Annotated in this window: 15 protein-coding genes; all 15 read left to right on the top strand. The window is 71.7% G+C overall.

Annotation, left to right across the window (positions count from 1 at the left end; genetic code table 11):
• Window positions 1-54 precede the first annotated feature (54 nt).
• The 15 genes from ACP7CD_RS03085 (at window position 55) to tuf (ending at window position 14,768) form a co-directional block, all read left to right on the top strand.
• Entirely contained in the window at window positions 55-819 is a 765-nt protein-coding gene (locus tag ACP7CD_RS03085; RefSeq protein ID WP_017833280.1) for an IclR family transcriptional regulator, read from the top strand.
• Between the two features lie 135 nt (window positions 820-954).
• Complete coding sequence (locus ACP7CD_RS03080) at window positions 955-2,154, top strand: 4-hydroxybenzoate 3-monooxygenase (protein ID WP_284563476.1); 1,200 nt, start codon at window positions 955-957, stop codon at window positions 2,152-2,154.
• A gap of 158 nt (window positions 2,155-2,312) precedes the next feature.
• A complete protein-coding gene (gene pcaH, locus ACP7CD_RS03075; protein ID WP_017833282.1) occupies window positions 2,313-3,134 on the top strand; it encodes a protocatechuate 3,4-dioxygenase subunit beta in 822 nt (273 codons plus the stop codon).
• The gene (gene pcaG, locus ACP7CD_RS03070; protein ID WP_017833283.1) at window positions 3,127-3,711 is read left to right on the top strand and encodes a protocatechuate 3,4-dioxygenase subunit alpha; all 585 of its coding nucleotides are present in this window, start codon (window positions 3,127-3,129) and stop codon (window positions 3,709-3,711) included. Before pcaH ends, pcaG begins: the two co-directional genes overlap by 8 nt.
• 91 nt (window positions 3,712-3,802) lie before the next feature.
• Window positions 3,803-5,248 (top strand): lyase family protein, encoded by a 1,446-nt coding sequence (locus ACP7CD_RS03065; RefSeq protein ID WP_284563477.1) that lies wholly within the window; start codon window positions 3,803-3,805, stop codon window positions 5,246-5,248.
• Window positions 5,245-6,078 (top strand): alpha/beta fold hydrolase, encoded by an 834-nt coding sequence (locus ACP7CD_RS03060; protein ID WP_426118801.1) that lies wholly within the window; start codon window positions 5,245-5,247, stop codon window positions 6,076-6,078. Before ACP7CD_RS03065 ends, ACP7CD_RS03060 begins: the two co-directional genes overlap by 4 nt.
• Complete coding sequence (pcaC, locus tag ACP7CD_RS03055) at window positions 6,075-6,500, top strand: 4-carboxymuconolactone decarboxylase (RefSeq protein WP_035924888.1); 426 nt, start codon at window positions 6,075-6,077, stop codon at window positions 6,498-6,500. Before ACP7CD_RS03060 ends, pcaC begins: the two co-directional genes overlap by 4 nt.
• A gap of 71 nt (window positions 6,501-6,571) precedes the next feature.
• On the top strand, window positions 6,572-7,765 hold the full coding sequence (locus ACP7CD_RS03050; protein WP_426118798.1) for a thiolase family protein: 1,194 nt from the start codon (window positions 6,572-6,574) through the stop codon (window positions 7,763-7,765).
• Window positions 7,766-7,815: 50 nt separating this feature from the next.
• The gene (locus ACP7CD_RS03045) at window positions 7,816-8,508 is read left to right on the top strand and encodes a 3-oxoacid CoA-transferase subunit A (protein WP_035924883.1); all 693 of its coding nucleotides are present in this window, start codon (window positions 7,816-7,818) and stop codon (window positions 8,506-8,508) included.
• Window position 8,509: 1 nt separating this feature from the next.
• On the top strand, window positions 8,510-9,187 hold the full coding sequence (locus ACP7CD_RS03040) for a 3-oxoacid CoA-transferase subunit B (RefSeq protein WP_095650585.1): 678 nt from the start codon (window positions 8,510-8,512) through the stop codon (window positions 9,185-9,187).
• Between the two features lie 76 nt (window positions 9,188-9,263).
• A complete protein-coding gene (locus ACP7CD_RS03035; RefSeq protein ID WP_035924877.1) occupies window positions 9,264-10,076 on the top strand; it encodes an IclR family transcriptional regulator in 813 nt (270 codons plus the stop codon).
• A gap of 313 nt (window positions 10,077-10,389) precedes the next feature.
• Window positions 10,390-10,764 carry a 30S ribosomal protein S12 gene (gene rpsL / locus ACP7CD_RS03030; RefSeq protein ID WP_017833291.1) on the top strand — a complete coding sequence of 125 codons (375 nt, stop codon included), beginning with the start codon at window positions 10,390-10,392 and terminating at the stop codon, window positions 10,762-10,764.
• Entirely contained in the window at window positions 10,764-11,234 is a 471-nt protein-coding gene (gene rpsG, locus ACP7CD_RS03025; RefSeq protein ID WP_017833292.1) for a 30S ribosomal protein S7, read from the top strand. Before rpsL ends, rpsG begins: the two co-directional genes overlap by 1 nt.
• Window positions 11,235-11,303: 69 nt before the next feature.
• Window positions 11,304-13,418 carry an elongation factor G gene (gene fusA, locus ACP7CD_RS03020; protein WP_031282946.1) on the top strand — a complete coding sequence of 705 codons (2,115 nt, stop codon included), beginning with the start codon at window positions 11,304-11,306 and terminating at the stop codon, window positions 13,416-13,418.
• A gap of 159 nt (window positions 13,419-13,577) precedes the next feature.
• Window positions 13,578-14,768: an elongation factor Tu gene (gene tuf / locus ACP7CD_RS03015; protein WP_017833294.1), complete on the top strand. Its 1,191-nt coding sequence runs from the start codon at window positions 13,578-13,580 to the stop codon at window positions 14,766-14,768.
• The last annotated feature ends 48 nt before the right edge of the window (window positions 14,769-14,816 follow it).

Here is a 14,816-nt window from a genome sequence, read left to right as displayed (position 1 = left end):
CGCGGCCGGTCACGGGGCCGGGCCGCGGACCAGGAAGGAGCCCCAGGAGTCACCATGGCGAACTCACCCACCGGGGAGTCCGTGCTCGAGCGGGCGGACCGGATCCTCGCGGCGTTCACGGCGGAGGACTCGCGGCTGACCGGGGGCCGGATCGCGGCCCTCACCGGGCTGCCCACCGCCACCGCGCACCGGCTCGCCCGGGACATGGCCCGCCAGGGCTGGCTCGAGCGGGTGGAGGGCGGGCACTACGTGGTCGGCACCCGGCTGTGGGAGCTGGTCAACCGCTCCTCGCGCGAGCTCGGCCTGGCGCGCGCCGCCCGCCCCTTCATGGGCGACATCCACGCGGTGCTGCGCCAGCACGTGCAGCTCGGCATCGTGGAGGGCCGCGAGGTGCTGCTCGTGGAGCGGCTCTCCCACCCCCGGGCGGTGCCCGTCCGGTCGGAGGTGGCCGGCCGGCTGCCCCTGCACCTGTCGGCCACGGGCCTCGTGCTGCTGGCGCACGCCCCTCAGGACTACCAGGAGGAGTACCTGCAGGGGCCCCTCACCGCGTTCACCGAGCTCTCGCCGACCGAACCCGCGGTGCTGGCCGCGGAGCTCGAGCGGATCCGCGGCGCGGGCCACGCCCTGCAGACCGGCTATCTCGAGGCCGGCACGGCGGGGATCGCCGTCCCCGTGCGGGGGCGCGGCGACCAGGTGGTGGCGGGCCTGGGCGTCATCACCCCGGCGGGCGACCCGGCCGCGCGGGCCGGGGCGATCGTCCAGGCGCTGCACACCGCAGCGCACGGCATCCGCCGGACCCTGCGGGACGCCCCCCGCTGAGACGGGCCGCGGCACCGGCTCCCGGGCACACCGCGCCCGTCGCCCCCAGCATCCCGTTCAACGGGACAACTGTGGTGCCGCCCACAGGCCGCTGAGACACTGGACACGATTCCCGTCGTATCACCAGGAGCACTCATGAGCGCACAGCGCACCGTTCTCAGCACGCAGGTCGGCATCGTGGGCGGCGGCCCCGCCGGGCTGATGCTGGCCCACCTGCTCGGCCGCGCCGGCATCGACAGCATCGTGGTCGAGAAGCGCGACAAGGACACCATCCACGCCACCCACCGGGCGGGCATCCTCGAGGCGCCCACGGTGCGGATGCTGACCGACTCCGGCGTCGACGGGCGGGTGCTCACGGAGGGCCACGAGCACGAGGGCACCGTGCTGCGCTTCGAGGGGGAGAGCCACCGGATCGACTTCAAGGAGCTCGTCGGCGAGTCTGTGTGGCTCTACCCGCAGAACGAGGTGTTCCTGGACCTGGCCGACGCCCGGGAGCGCGACGGCGGCGACGTCCGCTGGTCCGTCACGGACACGGAGGTGGTCGACCTGACCACCGACCGGCCCGGCATCCGCTTCACCGACGCCGCGGGCGAGGACTTCGAGATCCGCTGCGAGATCCTCGTGGGCGCCGACGGCTCGCAGAGCATCTGCCGCCGCGCCATCCCGGAGCAGGAGCGCACCGACAACTTCATCGAGTACCCCTTCGCCTGGTTCGGCATCCTCGCCGAGGCCCCGCCGAGCGCCCCGGAGCTCATCTACTCGAACTCCGAGCACGGCTTCGCCCTCATCTCCCAGCGCAGCGGGACCGTCCAGCGGATGTACTTCCAGTGCGACCCGGAGGAGGACGTCGACGACTGGGGCGACGAGCGGATCTGGGCCGAGCTCCAGCGCCGGGTCGAGGGCCCCGACGGGCTCCGGCTCCAGGAGGGCCCCATCTTCGACAAGACCGTGCTGAAGTTCCGCTCCTACGTCTGCGAGCCCCTGCGCCACGGCAACCTGTTCCTCGTCGGCGACGCCGGCCACACCGTCCCCCCGACCGGCGCCAAGGGCCTGAACCTCGCGTTCTGCGACGTCCGCGTGCTCGCCCCGGCGATCGTCGAGTTCTTCCGCACGGGCGACGGCACCGGGCTGGCCGGGTACTCGGCCACGGCGCTGGAGCGGGTGTGGAAGGCGCAGAACTTCTCCTACTGGGCCACCCACCTCATGCACACCCAGCCGGGGGAGAACCCCTTCAACCAGAAGCGCCGGCGCGGCGAGTTCAAGGCGGTCACCGGTTCCGAGCGCGGCGCCGCCTACTTCGCGGAGTCCTACACCGGCTGGCCCGACGACCGCTGACCCCCGGCCCCGCCGGACCTCCCCACTGTGACCCCACAATAAGTTCGCACAGTGAACACATGTGCGAATGCTGCACCGAATGCGCTAGCCTCGGAGAGTTCGCCGCGGGCACCACGCCCGCCGGTGCGGCAGCCACCTCGCAACAAAGGAGCTGAACCATGACCGACCAGGACCAGGGGCCGGAGGAGTCCTTCGTGCACCTCACCCCGAAGGGCCCCGACGACGCGGCGGACACGCAGGCCGACCTCGACCGCGAGATGGCCGGCATCAGCGCCGACTACAGCGCGTCCGGCCGCACCGAGACGCAGCCGCGGCTGGACTACGCGCCCTACCGCAGCTCGATCCTGCGGCACCCCACCAAGGACCTGCACCACGCGGACCCGGAGACCATCGAGCTGCACGCGCCCGCCTTCGGCGAGCGGGACGTGCACCGGCTCGAGTCGGACCTGACCATCCAGTCGGGCGGGGAGCCCATCGGCGAGCGGATCAAGATCCGCGGCCGGGTCCTCGACGGCGACGGCCGGCCCGTGCGCCGCCAGCTCGTGGAGATCTGGCAGGCCAACGCGGCCGGGCGGTACATCCACAAGCGGGACCAGCACCCGGCCCCCATCGACCCGAACTTCACCGGCGTGGGGCGCTGCCTGACCGGCGACGACGGCTCCTACGAGTTCGTCACCATCAAGCCCGGGCCGTACCCCTGGAAGAACCACCACAACGCCTGGCGGCCCGCGCACGTGCACTTCTCCCTGTTCGGCACGGACTTCACCCAGCGGATGATCACCCAGATGTACTTCCCCTCGGACCCGCTGTTCGCGCTGGACCCGATCTTCCAGTCGATCGTGGACCCCGAGGCCCGCCGCCGGCTCGTGGCCGACTACGACCACGAGGCGTCCGAGCACGAGTGGCTGCTCGGCTACACCTGGGACATCGTGCTCAGCGGCTCGAACCGCACCTGGACGGAAGGCGACTCCAATGTCTGAGACCCCCGCGACCCCCGCACTCCCGGCCACCCCCGGCCAGACCATCGGGCCGTTCTTCGGCTACGCGCTGCCCTACGACAAGGGCGAGCTGCTCGTCCCGCTCGGGCACCCGCAGGCGGTGCGCCTGCACGGCACGGTGACCGACGGCCACGGCGACCTCGTGCCGGACGCCATGCTCGAGATCTGGCAGGCCGACGGCAACGGCGACGTCCCCACCGCGACCGGCTCGCTCGTGCGCGACGGCTACACCTTCACCGGTTTCGGCCGCGCGTCCGTCGACAACGAGGGCCACTACACCTTCACCACCGTGGACCCGGGGCCGACCGAGCCCGGCAAGGCGCCGTTCATCACGCTGACCGTCTTCGCCCGGGGCGTGACGAACCGGCTGTTCACCCGCATCTACCTGCCGGAGGACACCGAGGCCCTCGCGAACGACCCGCTGCTGCGCTCCCTGCCCGAGGACCGCCGCCGCACCCTGGTCGCCGAGCGGGAGGCCGACGGCTCCCTGCGCTTCGACCTCCGGCTCCAGGGCGAGGGCGAGACCGTCTTCCTCACCTACCCGAACCTCCAGGCGTGACCGTTCCGTGCGCGGGCCCCGGCCGCCCCGGGGCCCCCGCACGGCACCACCCCGCCACGGACGACCCGACGACCACCGAAGGAGGACGCGCATGACCGACGCCGGGCTGCTCCGCCCCGGAGCCCACCGGGGTGACGCGCACACGGACGACACCGCGGTGCTCCAGGCGCTGCTCGACGTCGAGGCCGCCTGGGTCGCCGCGCAGGCGGACGCCGGGCTCGCCCCGCGCGCCGCCGCGGCGTCCGCGCGTGCGGCCGCCCGCGCCGCCGACTACGACGCCGGGGACATCGCCCGGCGCGCCGAGGGCGGCGGCAACCCCGTCATCCCGCTCCTCGCCGACTACCGGCGCCGGCTGGGGCAGCTCGACCCCGGCGCCGTGCGCTTCGTGCACCGCGGCCTGACCAGCCAGGACGTCATGGACACCGCCATGATGCTGCTGGCCCGGCGCGCCGCCGTCCCCCTCGCCGAGCAGCTGTCCGACACGGCAGACGCCCTGGCCCGGCTGGCGGACGCCCACCGCGGCACCGTCCAGGCCGCCCGCACCCTGACCCAGCACGCGCTGCCCACCACCTTCGGGCTCAAGGCGGCCGGCTGGCTGGCCGGGCTGCAGGACCTCGAGGCGGACCTCGCCGGGCTCGCCCGGCTCCCGGTGTCCTGCGGCGGCGCCGCCGGCACCCTCGCCGGCAGCCTCGCGCTCTTCCCGGGCGCCCCCGACGCCGCCGAGCAGGCCCTCGAGCTCGCCCGCCGCTGGGCCGACGAGCTCGGCCTGAGCCTGCCGCCGCACGTGTGGCACGCCACCAGGCGGCCGGTGCTGCGCACCGGCGAGACCTTCGCGGCGGTCTGCGCGGCCCTCGGCCGGATCGCCAACGACGTCCTGCTGCTCTCCCGCCCCGAGCTCGGCGAGCTGCGGGAACCGGCCGTCGAAGGGCGCGGCGTGTCCTCGGCGATGCCGCAGAAGCAGAACCCGGTGCTGTCCGTGCTGCTCAAGCGCACCGCCCTGACGGCGCCGCAGCTCGTGGCCCAGCTCCACGTCGCCGCCGCCCAGTTCGTCGACGAGCGCCCCGACGGCGCCTGGCACACGGAGTGGCCGGCACTGCGGGAGCTCGCCCGGCTCGCCGTCGCGGCGTCGTCGCACGCGGCCGAGCTCACGGCCGGGCTCACCGTGCAGAGCGCCCGGATGCGGGCCAACCTGGACGCGTCGGGTCCCGCCGTGCTCGCCGAGCGGATCAGCGCGGAGCTCGCGCCCCTGCTGCCGCCCGCCGCCGACGGCGCCACGGGGCGGCAGCGCGTGCAGGCGGTCGTGCGCGAGCACGCGACCGACGGACCGGGCATGCTCGACGCCCTCGTGGGCCTCGCCGCCGGCACCGCCCTGGCCGACGGCACCCCCGTGGACCGGGACGTCGTGGCCGGGCTGCTCGACCCCGCCGGGTACCTCGGGGCCAACGACCTGCTGATCGACCGCGTGCTCGCGCAGCACCGCCGGTCCGCGAACGACCGTCCGTCCAGCACCCGGACCAGCCCAGGAGCATCCGCATGACCGTCCCCGTCCTCACCCTCGTCGAGTTCTCGACCCGTCGGGCCCCGTCGCCGCGGGCGCCCCTGCTGGTGCTGGGCCCGGGGCTCGGCACCTCCGCCGCCTCGCTGTGGTCCGCCGCGGCGCACCTGCTGGAGGCCGACCTGCGCGTGGTCGGCTGGGACCTCCCCGGCCACGGCGGCTCCGCGCCCGCCGACGAGCCGTTCGGCACCGCCGAGCTGGCCCGGGGCGTGCTCGACGCCGTGGACCGGTACCAGGAGGCCGCCGGCCTCGAAACCGGAGGTCCGTTCTACTACGCGGGCACCTCCCTCGGCGGCTGCGTCGGCCTCCAGCTGCTGCTCGACGCGCCGCACCGGCCGGCGGCGGCCGTGCTGGTGGGCACCGCCGCCCGGGTGGGGGAGCCCGCCGCGTGGTCCGAGCGCGCCCGGCTCGTGGCCGCCGCCGGCACCCCCACCCAGATCGTCGGCTCCGCGCAGCGGTGGTTCGCCCCGGGCTTCATCGAGCGGGACGCGGTCACGACCACCGGGCTGCTGCACGCCCTCCAGGACGCGGACCGGTTCTCCTACGCCCGGGCCTGCGAGGCCCTCGCCGGCTTCGACGCGACCGGGCGCCTCGGCGCCGTCGACGTCCCCGTGCTCGTCGTGGTCGGCGCGCAGGACGCCGCCACGCCGCCCGACGCCGTGGCGGAGCTGGCCGGGGCGACCGGCGGCCGCCTCGTGGTCGTCGAGGGCGCGGGCCACCTCGTGCCCGCCGAGGCCCCGCAGGACGTGGCACGCCTGCTGGACGAGCACATCGGCGCCCACCCACCCCACCACGAAGGAGCACGAGCATGAGCGGCAACCCCCGGCGCACCGAGCAGGAGGCCCACGCGGACGGCATGGCCGTGCGCCGCGAGGTGCTCTCCGACGCCCACGTGGACCGCGCCGAGGCCGGCAAGGACGCCTTCACCGCCGAGTTCCAGGACTTCATCTCCCGCTACGCGTGGGGCGAGATCTGGACCCGGCCGGGACTGGACCGGCGGATGCGCAGCGCCGTGACCCTGACCGCGCTGATCGCCGCCGGGCACTGGGAGGAGTTCGAGATGCACGTGCGCGCCGCCCTGCGCAACGGCCTGGAGCGGGACGAGATCAAGGAGATCCTGCTCCAGTCGGCGATCTACCTCTCCGTGCCCTCCGCCAACAACGCCTTCAAGCACGCCAAGCAGGTCCTCGACGCCCTCGACGCCGAGGACTCCGCGGCGCCCCCGGCCCCCTGACCTGCCGGCCCTCCGACCACCCCATTCCGGCACCCCGTGACCGACGTGCAACGACGCAAGTGAGGAACACCATGACCGAGGCCTACATCTACGACGCCGTGCGGACCCCCTTCGGCCGCTTCGGCGGCGCCCTGGCGGGCGTGCGCCCCGACGACCTGGCCGCCCTGGTGATCGGCGAGCAGGTCCGGCGCGCGTCCGCGCTGGACCCCGCCGCGATCGACGAGGTGATCCTCGGCAACGCCAACGGCGCCGGCGAGGAGAACCGCAACGTCGCCCGCATGGGCACGCTGCTGGCCGGCCTGCCCGTCGAGCTCCCCGGCACCACCGTCAACCGCCTGTGCGGGTCGTCCCTGGACGCCGCGATCATCGCGTCCCGGCAGATCAACGCGGGCGAGGCCGACCTGATGCTCGTCGGCGGCGTGGAGTCCATGAGCCGGGCCCCCTGGGTGCTCCCGAAGACGGAGAAGCCCTATCCGGCCGGCGACCTGACCCTCGCCTCCACCACGCTGGGCTGGCGCCTCGTGAACCCGAGGATGAACCCGGAGTGGACCGTGTCCCTGGGCGAGGCCACCGAGCAGCTCGCCGAGCGCCACGGCATCACCCGCGAGCGGATGGACGAGTTCGCGTTCCGCTCCCACCAGCTCACCCAGCAGGCGTGGGACGAGGGCTTCTACGACGACCTCACCGTCCCGGTCCCCGGCACCGAGCTGACCCGGGACGAGTCCGTCCGCGCGTCCTCGACGGTCGAGAAGCTTGGCGGGCTCAAGACCGTCTTCCGCCCCGCGGACCAGGGCGGCACCGTCACCGCCGGCAACGCCTCGCCCCTCAACGACGGCGCCTCCGCGGCGCTGCTGGGCTCCGAGCGGGCCGCCGAGCTGACCGGCCTGCAGCCTCTCGCCCGCATCGCCGGGCGGGCCGCCGCGGCCAACGAGCCGCAGTTCTTCGGCTTCGCCCCGGTCGAGGCCGCGAACCTGGCGCTGCGCCGCGCCGGGATCACGTGGGACGACGTCGCCGCCGTCGAGCTCAACGAGGCCTTCGCGGCCCAGTCCCTCGCCTGCGTCGACGCGTGGGGGATCGACCCCGCGATCGTCAACCCGCACGGCGGCGCCATCGCCATCGGCCACCCCCTCGGGGCGTCGGGCACCCGCATCCTCGGCACGCTCGCGAAGTCCCTGCGGGCCTCCGGGGCCCGCTGGGGCGTGGCGGCCATCTGCATCGGCGTGGGCCAGGGCCTCGCCGTCGTGCTCGAGAACCAGAACGCCTGAGACCCGTGCGGGACCCGGGCGGAGAAGACCACCGAAGGAAGGCACAACGCATGCTGAACATCGCAGAGAGCTGCGCGCAGGCCGTGGCCCCGATCCACGACGGCGCCGTCGTCATGATCGGCGGCTTCGGCGTGGCCGGCCAGCCCGTCGAGCTGATCGACGCGCTCATCGAGCACGGAGCCACCGACCTGACGGTCGTGAACAACAACGCCGGCAACGGCGACGTGGGCCTGGCCCGGCTGATCCAGCTCGGCCGTGTGCGGAGGATCATCTGCTCCTTCCCGCGCCAGTCCGACTCCTGGCACTTCGACGAGAAGTACCGCGCCGGGCAGATCGAGCTCGAGGTCGTCCCCCAGGGCAACCTCGCCGAGCGGATCCGCGCCGCCGGCGCCGGCATCGGGGGGTTCTTCACCCCCACCGGCTACGGCACCCTGCTCGCGGAGGGCAAGGAGGTCCGCGAGATCGACGGCCGCCACTACGTGCTCGAGCACCCCATCAAGGCCGACTTCTCGCTGACCAAGGCGCACGTCGCCGACCGGGCCGGCAACCTCGTCTACCGCAAGACGGCCCGCAACTTCGGCCCGATCATGGCCGCCGCCGCCGCCACCTCCATCGTGCAGGTCGCGGAGGTCGTGGAGCGCGGCGGGCTGGACCCCGAGGCCGTCGTGACCCCCGGCATCTACGTGGACACCGTCGTGCGGATCGACGCACCCGCCCAGACCGACCCCCGAGAGGACATCTGAGATGAGCGAGAACACCGTGGACACCGTGCCCAGGACCTCCGAGACGCCCCTCGCCCCGGAGGAGCTGGCGCGCGTGGTGGCCCGCGACATCCCCGCCGGCTCCTACGTCAACCTCGGCATCGGCCAGCCCACCCTGGTCTCCAACTACCTGAGCGCCGAGGACGACGTCACCCTGCACACCGAGAACGGGATGCTCGGCATGGGCCCCGAGGCCCACGGCGACGAGGTCGACGCCGACCTCATCAACGCCGGCAAGATCCCCGTGGTCGAGACGCCGGGCTGCTCCTACTTCCACCACGCGGACTCCTTCGCCATGATGCGCGGCGGGCACCTGGACTACTGCGTGCTCGGCGCCTTTCAGGTGGACCGGACGGGCAACCTCGCCAACTGGCACACCGGCAGCCCGGACGCGATCCCCGCCGTGGGCGGGGCCATGGACCTGGCCACGGGTGCGAAGATGACCTTCGTGATGATGTCCCTGCTGACCAAGAAGGGCCGGTCCAAGCTCGTGGAGCAGTGCACCATGCCGCTCACCGGCGTCGGCTGCGTCTCCCGGATCTACACCGACCAGGCCGTGTTCCTCCTCGAGGAGGACGGCGTGACGGTGCGCGAGACCTTCGGCACGAGCTTCGAGGAGCTTCAGCAAATCGTCGACGTCCCGCTGCGGCCCGCCCGCTGAGCCCAGCACCGCTCACGGGGCGCGGCGGGCCGGCACCGGTCGCCGCACCCCGGACGAGGCCCGCAGGAGGCCACCGATGACCGAGCAGGACCCGACCGTCCCGGCGGGGGAGCGGGGCACCCCCGGACAGTTCGTGCAGTCCCTGGCGCGCGGGCTCGGCGTGATCACGGCCTTCGACGCCCGGCACCCCCGGATGACCCTCAGCGACGTGGCCCGGCGCACCGGGCTGACCCGCGCCACCGCGCGCCGGTTCCTGCTCACGCTCGAGGAGCTGGGCTACGTCCGGACCGACGGGCGGCTCTTCGAGCTCACCCCCGTGGTCCTCCAGCTCGGCTACTCCTACCTCTCCTCGCAGCCGCTGCCCGCCCTGGCCGCCCCGCACCTCGAGACCCTCTCGGCGCAGGTCGAGGAGTCCACGTCCGCCTCGGTGCTGGACGGCGCCGACATCGTCTACGTCGCCCGCGTCTCCACGCACCGGATCATGACCGTGGCGATCGCCGTGGGCACCCGGTTCCCCGCCCACGCCACGTCCATGGGCCGGGTGCTGCTGGCCGGGCTGGACCCGGAGGAGCTCGACGAGTACTTCCGCACGGCGCGGATCGAGCGCCTGACCGAGCACACCCTCACCGACCGCGCGGCCCTCGAGGCCGACCTGCGCCGGGTCCGCGCCCAGGGCTGGGCGCTCGTCGACCAGGAGCTCGAGGTCGGGCTGCGCTCGGTCGCCGCCCCCGTCACCGACGGCACCGGGCGCGTGGTCGCGGCCGTGAACGTCTCCATGCGCGTGGGGATGCCCGGCGCCAGCGCCGGTGACCCCGTGGACGACGTCGTGCCGCCCCTGCTCGAGTGCGCCCGGAGGATCTCCGCCGACCTCGCCGCGACCGGGCGCTGAGCGGGCCGGCCCGGCCCCGCTTCCCCGCCCCGGCCGGGGTCTGATAGGCTGTCGAGGAATTGAACGGTCATCCCTCGGCGCCCGCGCCCCTGGAGGCCGAAGAAATCATGGCAGAACGGACTCGGTCCTCCGGTACGCGTTGTGTACCGAAATGCCATCCTTTTCGTCTGCCCAGCTACCTTCGGCGTGGCGACCGTGGTGCCCGCCCGCCGGGCCCACGACAGGCGCCGCACCCGCTCCCGGCCCCGGCCGGTCGCGGGGGAGCCGAACACCCAGCGGGCCGCTGACGCGTCCCGTCCGATCAGGAGACACTGTGCCTACAATCCAGCAGCTGGTCCGCAAGGGCCGGACCCCGAAGGTCGTCAAGACCAAGGCGCCCGCACTCAAGGGCAGCCCCATGAAGCGCGGCGTGTGCACCCGCGTCTACACCACCACCCCCAAGAAGCCGAACTCCGCGCTGCGCAAGGTCGCCCGCGTGAAGCTCAACGGCGGCGTGGAGGTCACGGCCTACATCCCCGGTGAGGGCCACAACCTGCAGGAGCACTCCATCGTGCTCGTCCGCGGCGGTCGCGTGAAGGACCTCCCCGGTGTCCGCTACAAGATCGTCCGCGGCGCGCTCGACACCCAGGGTGTCAAGGGCCGCCAGCAGGCCCGTTCCCGTTACGGCGCCAAGAAGGAGAAGAAGTAATGCCTCGTAAGGGTCCCGCTCCCAAGCGCCCGCTCGTCGTCGACCCGGTCTACAGCTCCCCGGTCGTCACGCAGCTGATCAACAAGGTCCTCCAGGACGGCAAGAAGTCCACCGCCGAGCGCATCGTCTACGGTGCCCTCGAGGGTGTCCGCGCCAAGTCCGGTGCCGACCCCGTCGCCACCCTCAAGAAGGCCCTGGAGAACGTCAAGCCGGCCCTCGAGGTGAAGTCCCGCCGCGTCGGCGGCGCCACCTACCAGGTGCCCGTCGAGGTCAAGCCGGGCCGCGCCCAGGCGCTGTCCCTGCGCTGGCTCGTCGGCTACTCGAAGATCCGCCGTGAGAACACCATGACCGAGCGTCTGCAGAACGAGATCCTGGACGCGTCCAACGGTCTCGGTGCCGCCGTGAAGCGCCGGGAGGACACCCACAAGATGGCGGAGTCCAACAAGGCCTTCGCCCACTACCGCTGGTAGAATCTTCCAGGCCTGTCGGCCCCACCCGGGCCGACAGGCCGCCGGCACCATCTCCGAAAGGGAACCACCGTGGCACTTGACGTGCTTACCGACCTCAAGAAGGTCCGCAACATCGGCATCATGGCGCACATCGATGCCGGGAAGACCACCACCACCGAACGCATCCTGTTCTACACCGGTATCTCCCACAAGATCGGCGAGACCCACGATGGTGCCTCCACCATGGACTGGATGGCGCAGGAGCAGGAGCGCGGCATCACGATCACGTCCGCCGCGACGACCTGCTACTGGCACGACAACCAGATCAACATCATCGACACCCCGGGCCACGTGGACTTCACGGTCGAGGTCGAGCGCTCCCTGCGCGTGCTCGACGGCGCCGTGGCGGTCTTCGACGGCAAGGAGGGCGTCGAGCCCCAGTCGGAGACGGTCTGGCGCCAGGCCGACAAGTACGACGTCCCCCGCATCTGCTTCGTCAACAAGATGGACAAGCTGGGCGCCGACTTCTACTTCACCGTCGACACCATCATCAACCGCCTCGGCGCGAAGCCGCTGGTCATGCAGCTGCCGATCGGCTCCGAGTCCGAGTTCACCGGCGTGGTCGACCTGCTCACCATGAAGGCCTTCGTCTGGCCGGGCGACTCCAAGGGCGACGTCTCCCTCGGCGCCAAGTACGAGATCGAGGAGATCCCCGCCGACCTGCAGGAGCGGGCCGAGGAGTACCGCAACCAGCTGGTGGAGTCGGTCGCCGAGGCCGACGACGAGCTCATGGAGAAGTACCTGGGCGGCGAGGAGCTCACCCTCGAGGAGCTCAAGGCCGGCATCCGGAAGCTCACCATCACCTCGCAGGCGTACCCCGTGCTGTGCGGCTCCGCGTTCAAGAACCGCGGCGTGCAGCCGATGCTCGACGCCGTCATCGACTTCCTGCCGTCCCCGCTGGACGTCCCGAACGTCGAGGGCCACGCGCTGAACAACGAGGAGGAGATCCTCTCCCGCCCGGTCGACTCGACCGCGCCGTTCTCCGCGCTCGCCTTCAAGGTGGCCAACCACCCGTTCTACGGGCAGCTCACCTACATCCGCGTGTACTCCGGCAAGGCGTCCAACGGCGACCAGGTGCTCAACTCCACCAAGGGCAAGAAGGAGCGCATCGGCAAGCTGTTCCAGATGCACTCCAACAAGGAGAACCCGGTCGACACCGTCCAGGCCGGGCACATCTACGCCGCGATCGGGCTCAAGGACACCACCACGGGCGACACCCTGTGCGACCTGCAGAAGCCGATCGTGCTCGAGTCCATGTCCTTCCCGGCCCCGGTCATCTCGGTGGCCATCGAGCCGAAGACCAAGGGCGACCAGGAGAAGCTCTCCATCGCGATCCAGAAGCTCTCCGCCGAGGACCCCACGTTCACGGTGTCCCTCAACGAGGAGACCGGCCAGACCGAGATCGGCGGCATGGGCGAGCTCCACCTGGACATCCTGGTGGACCGCATGAAGCGCGAGTTCAAGGTCGAGGCGAACGTCGGCAAGCCGCAGGTGGCCTACCGCGAGACGATCAAGAAGGCCGTCGAGAAGATCGACTACACGCACAAGAAGCAGACCGGCGGCTCCGGCCAGTTCGCCAAGGTGCAGATGGCGTTCGAGCCGATCCCGCTGGACGCCGAGGAGCTCTACGAGTTCGACAACAAGGTCACCGGCGGCCGCGTCCCGCGCGAGTACATCCCCTCCGTGGACGCCGGCATCCAGGACGCCATGCGTCTCGGCGTCCTCGCCGGGTACCCGGTCGTGGGCGTCAAGGCCACTCTGCTCGACGGCGCCTACCACGACGTCGACTCCTCCGAGATGGCGTTCAAGATCGCCGGCTCGATGGTGTTCAAGGAGGGTGCCCGCAAGGCGCAGCCCGTCCTCCTCGAGCCGCTCATGGCGGTCGAGGTGCGCACCCCCGAGGAGTACATGGGCGAGGTCATCGGCGACCTGAACTCCCGCCGCGGCCAGATCCAGTCGATGGAGGACGTGAGCGGCATCAAGCTGGTCAACGCCCTCGTCCCGCTGTCCGAGATGTTCGGCTACATCGGCGACCTCCGGTCCAAGACCCAGGGCCGCGCCGTGTACTCGATGCGGTTCGACAGCTACTCGGAGGTCCCCAAGGCCGTCGCCGAGGAGATCGTCCAGAAGAACCGCGGCGAGTAGGCACCACCCCTCGGCCCCGGCCGGGAATTTCATCAATCACGCACAGCCAAAGTAGACTTGCAGAGGTTTCAGTACTGCTGAGCGCCTCAAGCTCCCCCCGGAAACACGCGGTGGGGTAGTGCTGAGCAAGTTTCGACAAATGTTCTAGGAGGAACAACCATGGCGAAGGCCAAGTTCGAGCGCACCAAGCCGCACGTCAACATCGGCACCATCGGCCACGTCGACCACGGCAAGACGACGCTCACGGCTGCCATCTCCAAGGTCCTGGCCGACAAGTACCCGGACCTGAACGAGCAGCGCGACTTCGGTGCCATCGACTCCGCTCCGGAGGAGAAGCAGCGCGGCATCACCATCAACATCGCGCACATCGAGTACCAGACGGAGAAGCGCCACTACGCGCACGTCGACGCCCCGGGTCACGCGGACTACGTCAAGAACATGATCACCGGTGCGGCGCAGATGGACGGCGCCATCCTCGTGGTCGCCGCCACGGACGGCCCCATGGCCCAGACCCGCGAGCACGTGCTGCTCGCCCGCCAGGTGGGCGTGCCCTACCTGCTGGTGGCCCTGAACAAGTCCGACATGGTCGACGACGAGGAGCTGCTGGACCTCGTCGAGATGGAGGTGCGCGAGCTCCTCTCCGACCAGGGCTTCGACGGCGACAACGCGCCGGTCGTCCGCGTCTCGGCGCTGAAGGCCCTCGAGGGCGACCCCGAGTGGGTCGCCAAGGTCGAGGAGCTCATGGAGGCCGTCGACGAGAACGTGCCCGACCCCATCCGTGAGATGGACAAGCCGTTCCTCATGCCCATCGAGGACGTCTTCACCATCACCGGTCGCGGCACCGTGGTGACCGGCCGTGCCGAGCGCGGCACGCTGCCGATCAACTCCGAGGTCGAGATCGTCGGCATCCGTCCGGTCCAGAAGACCACGGTCACCGGCATCGAGATGTTCCACAAGCAGATGGACGAGGCCATGGCGGGCGAGAACTGCGGCCTGCTGCTGCGCGGTCTCAAGCGTGACGACGTCGAGCGCGGCCAGGTCGTGTGCAAGCCGGGTTCCATCACCCCGCACACCGACTTCGAGGCCAACGTCTACATCCTCTCCAAGGAGGAGGGCGGGCGTCACAACCCGTTCTACTCGAACTACCGTCCGCAGTTCTACTTCCGGACCACCGACGTCACCGGCGTCATCACGCTGCCCGAGGGCACCGAGATGGTCATGCCCGGCGACAACACCGAGATGACGGTCGCGCTGATCCAGCCGATCGCCATGGAGGAGGGCCTCGGCTTCGCCATCCGTGAGGGTGGCCGCACCGTGGGCTCCGGCCGCGTCACCAAGATCATCAAGTAGTCCCCGGACTGCCGATCTGCGCAGAACCCCCCGTCGCTCCTGCAGCGG

This window comes from Kocuria sp. LHG3120 (assembly GCF_049897445.1).
GTDB classification, from domain to species: domain Bacteria; phylum Actinomycetota; class Actinomycetes; order Actinomycetales; family Micrococcaceae; genus Kocuria; species Kocuria rosea.
Note: the sequence above shows the minus strand (reverse complement) of the source record. Positions and strands in the feature narration are given on the sequence as shown.

Coding starts and splice junctions, on each gene's coding strand:
- pcaC (WP_035924888.1), top strand. CDS start 6,075: ATGAGCGGCAACCCCCGGCGCACCGAGCAGGAGGCCCACGCGGACGGC.
- ACP7CD_RS03035 (WP_035924877.1), top strand. CDS start 9,264: ATGACCGAGCAGGACCCGACCGTCCCGGCGGGGGAGCGGGGCACCCCC.
- tuf (WP_017833294.1), top strand. CDS start 13,578: ATGGCGAAGGCCAAGTTCGAGCGCACCAAGCCGCACGTCAACATCGGC.
- ACP7CD_RS03045 (WP_035924883.1), top strand. CDS start 7,816: ATGCTGAACATCGCAGAGAGCTGCGCGCAGGCCGTGGCCCCGATCCAC.
- ACP7CD_RS03040 (WP_095650585.1), top strand. CDS start 8,510: ATGAGCGAGAACACCGTGGACACCGTGCCCAGGACCTCCGAGACGCCC.
- ACP7CD_RS03050 (WP_426118798.1), top strand. CDS start 6,572: ATGACCGAGGCCTACATCTACGACGCCGTGCGGACCCCCTTCGGCCGC.
- ACP7CD_RS03085 (WP_017833280.1), top strand. CDS start 55: ATGGCGAACTCACCCACCGGGGAGTCCGTGCTCGAGCGGGCGGACCGG.
- ACP7CD_RS03060 (WP_426118801.1), top strand. CDS start 5,245: ATGACCGTCCCCGTCCTCACCCTCGTCGAGTTCTCGACCCGTCGGGCC.
- pcaH (WP_017833282.1), top strand. CDS start 2,313: ATGACCGACCAGGACCAGGGGCCGGAGGAGTCCTTCGTGCACCTCACC.
- pcaG (WP_017833283.1), top strand. CDS start 3,127: ATGTCTGAGACCCCCGCGACCCCCGCACTCCCGGCCACCCCCGGCCAG.
- ACP7CD_RS03080 (WP_284563476.1), top strand. CDS start 955: ATGAGCGCACAGCGCACCGTTCTCAGCACGCAGGTCGGCATCGTGGGC.
- ACP7CD_RS03065 (WP_284563477.1), top strand. CDS start 3,803: ATGACCGACGCCGGGCTGCTCCGCCCCGGAGCCCACCGGGGTGACGCG.
- rpsG (WP_017833292.1), top strand. CDS start 10,764: ATGCCTCGTAAGGGTCCCGCTCCCAAGCGCCCGCTCGTCGTCGACCCG.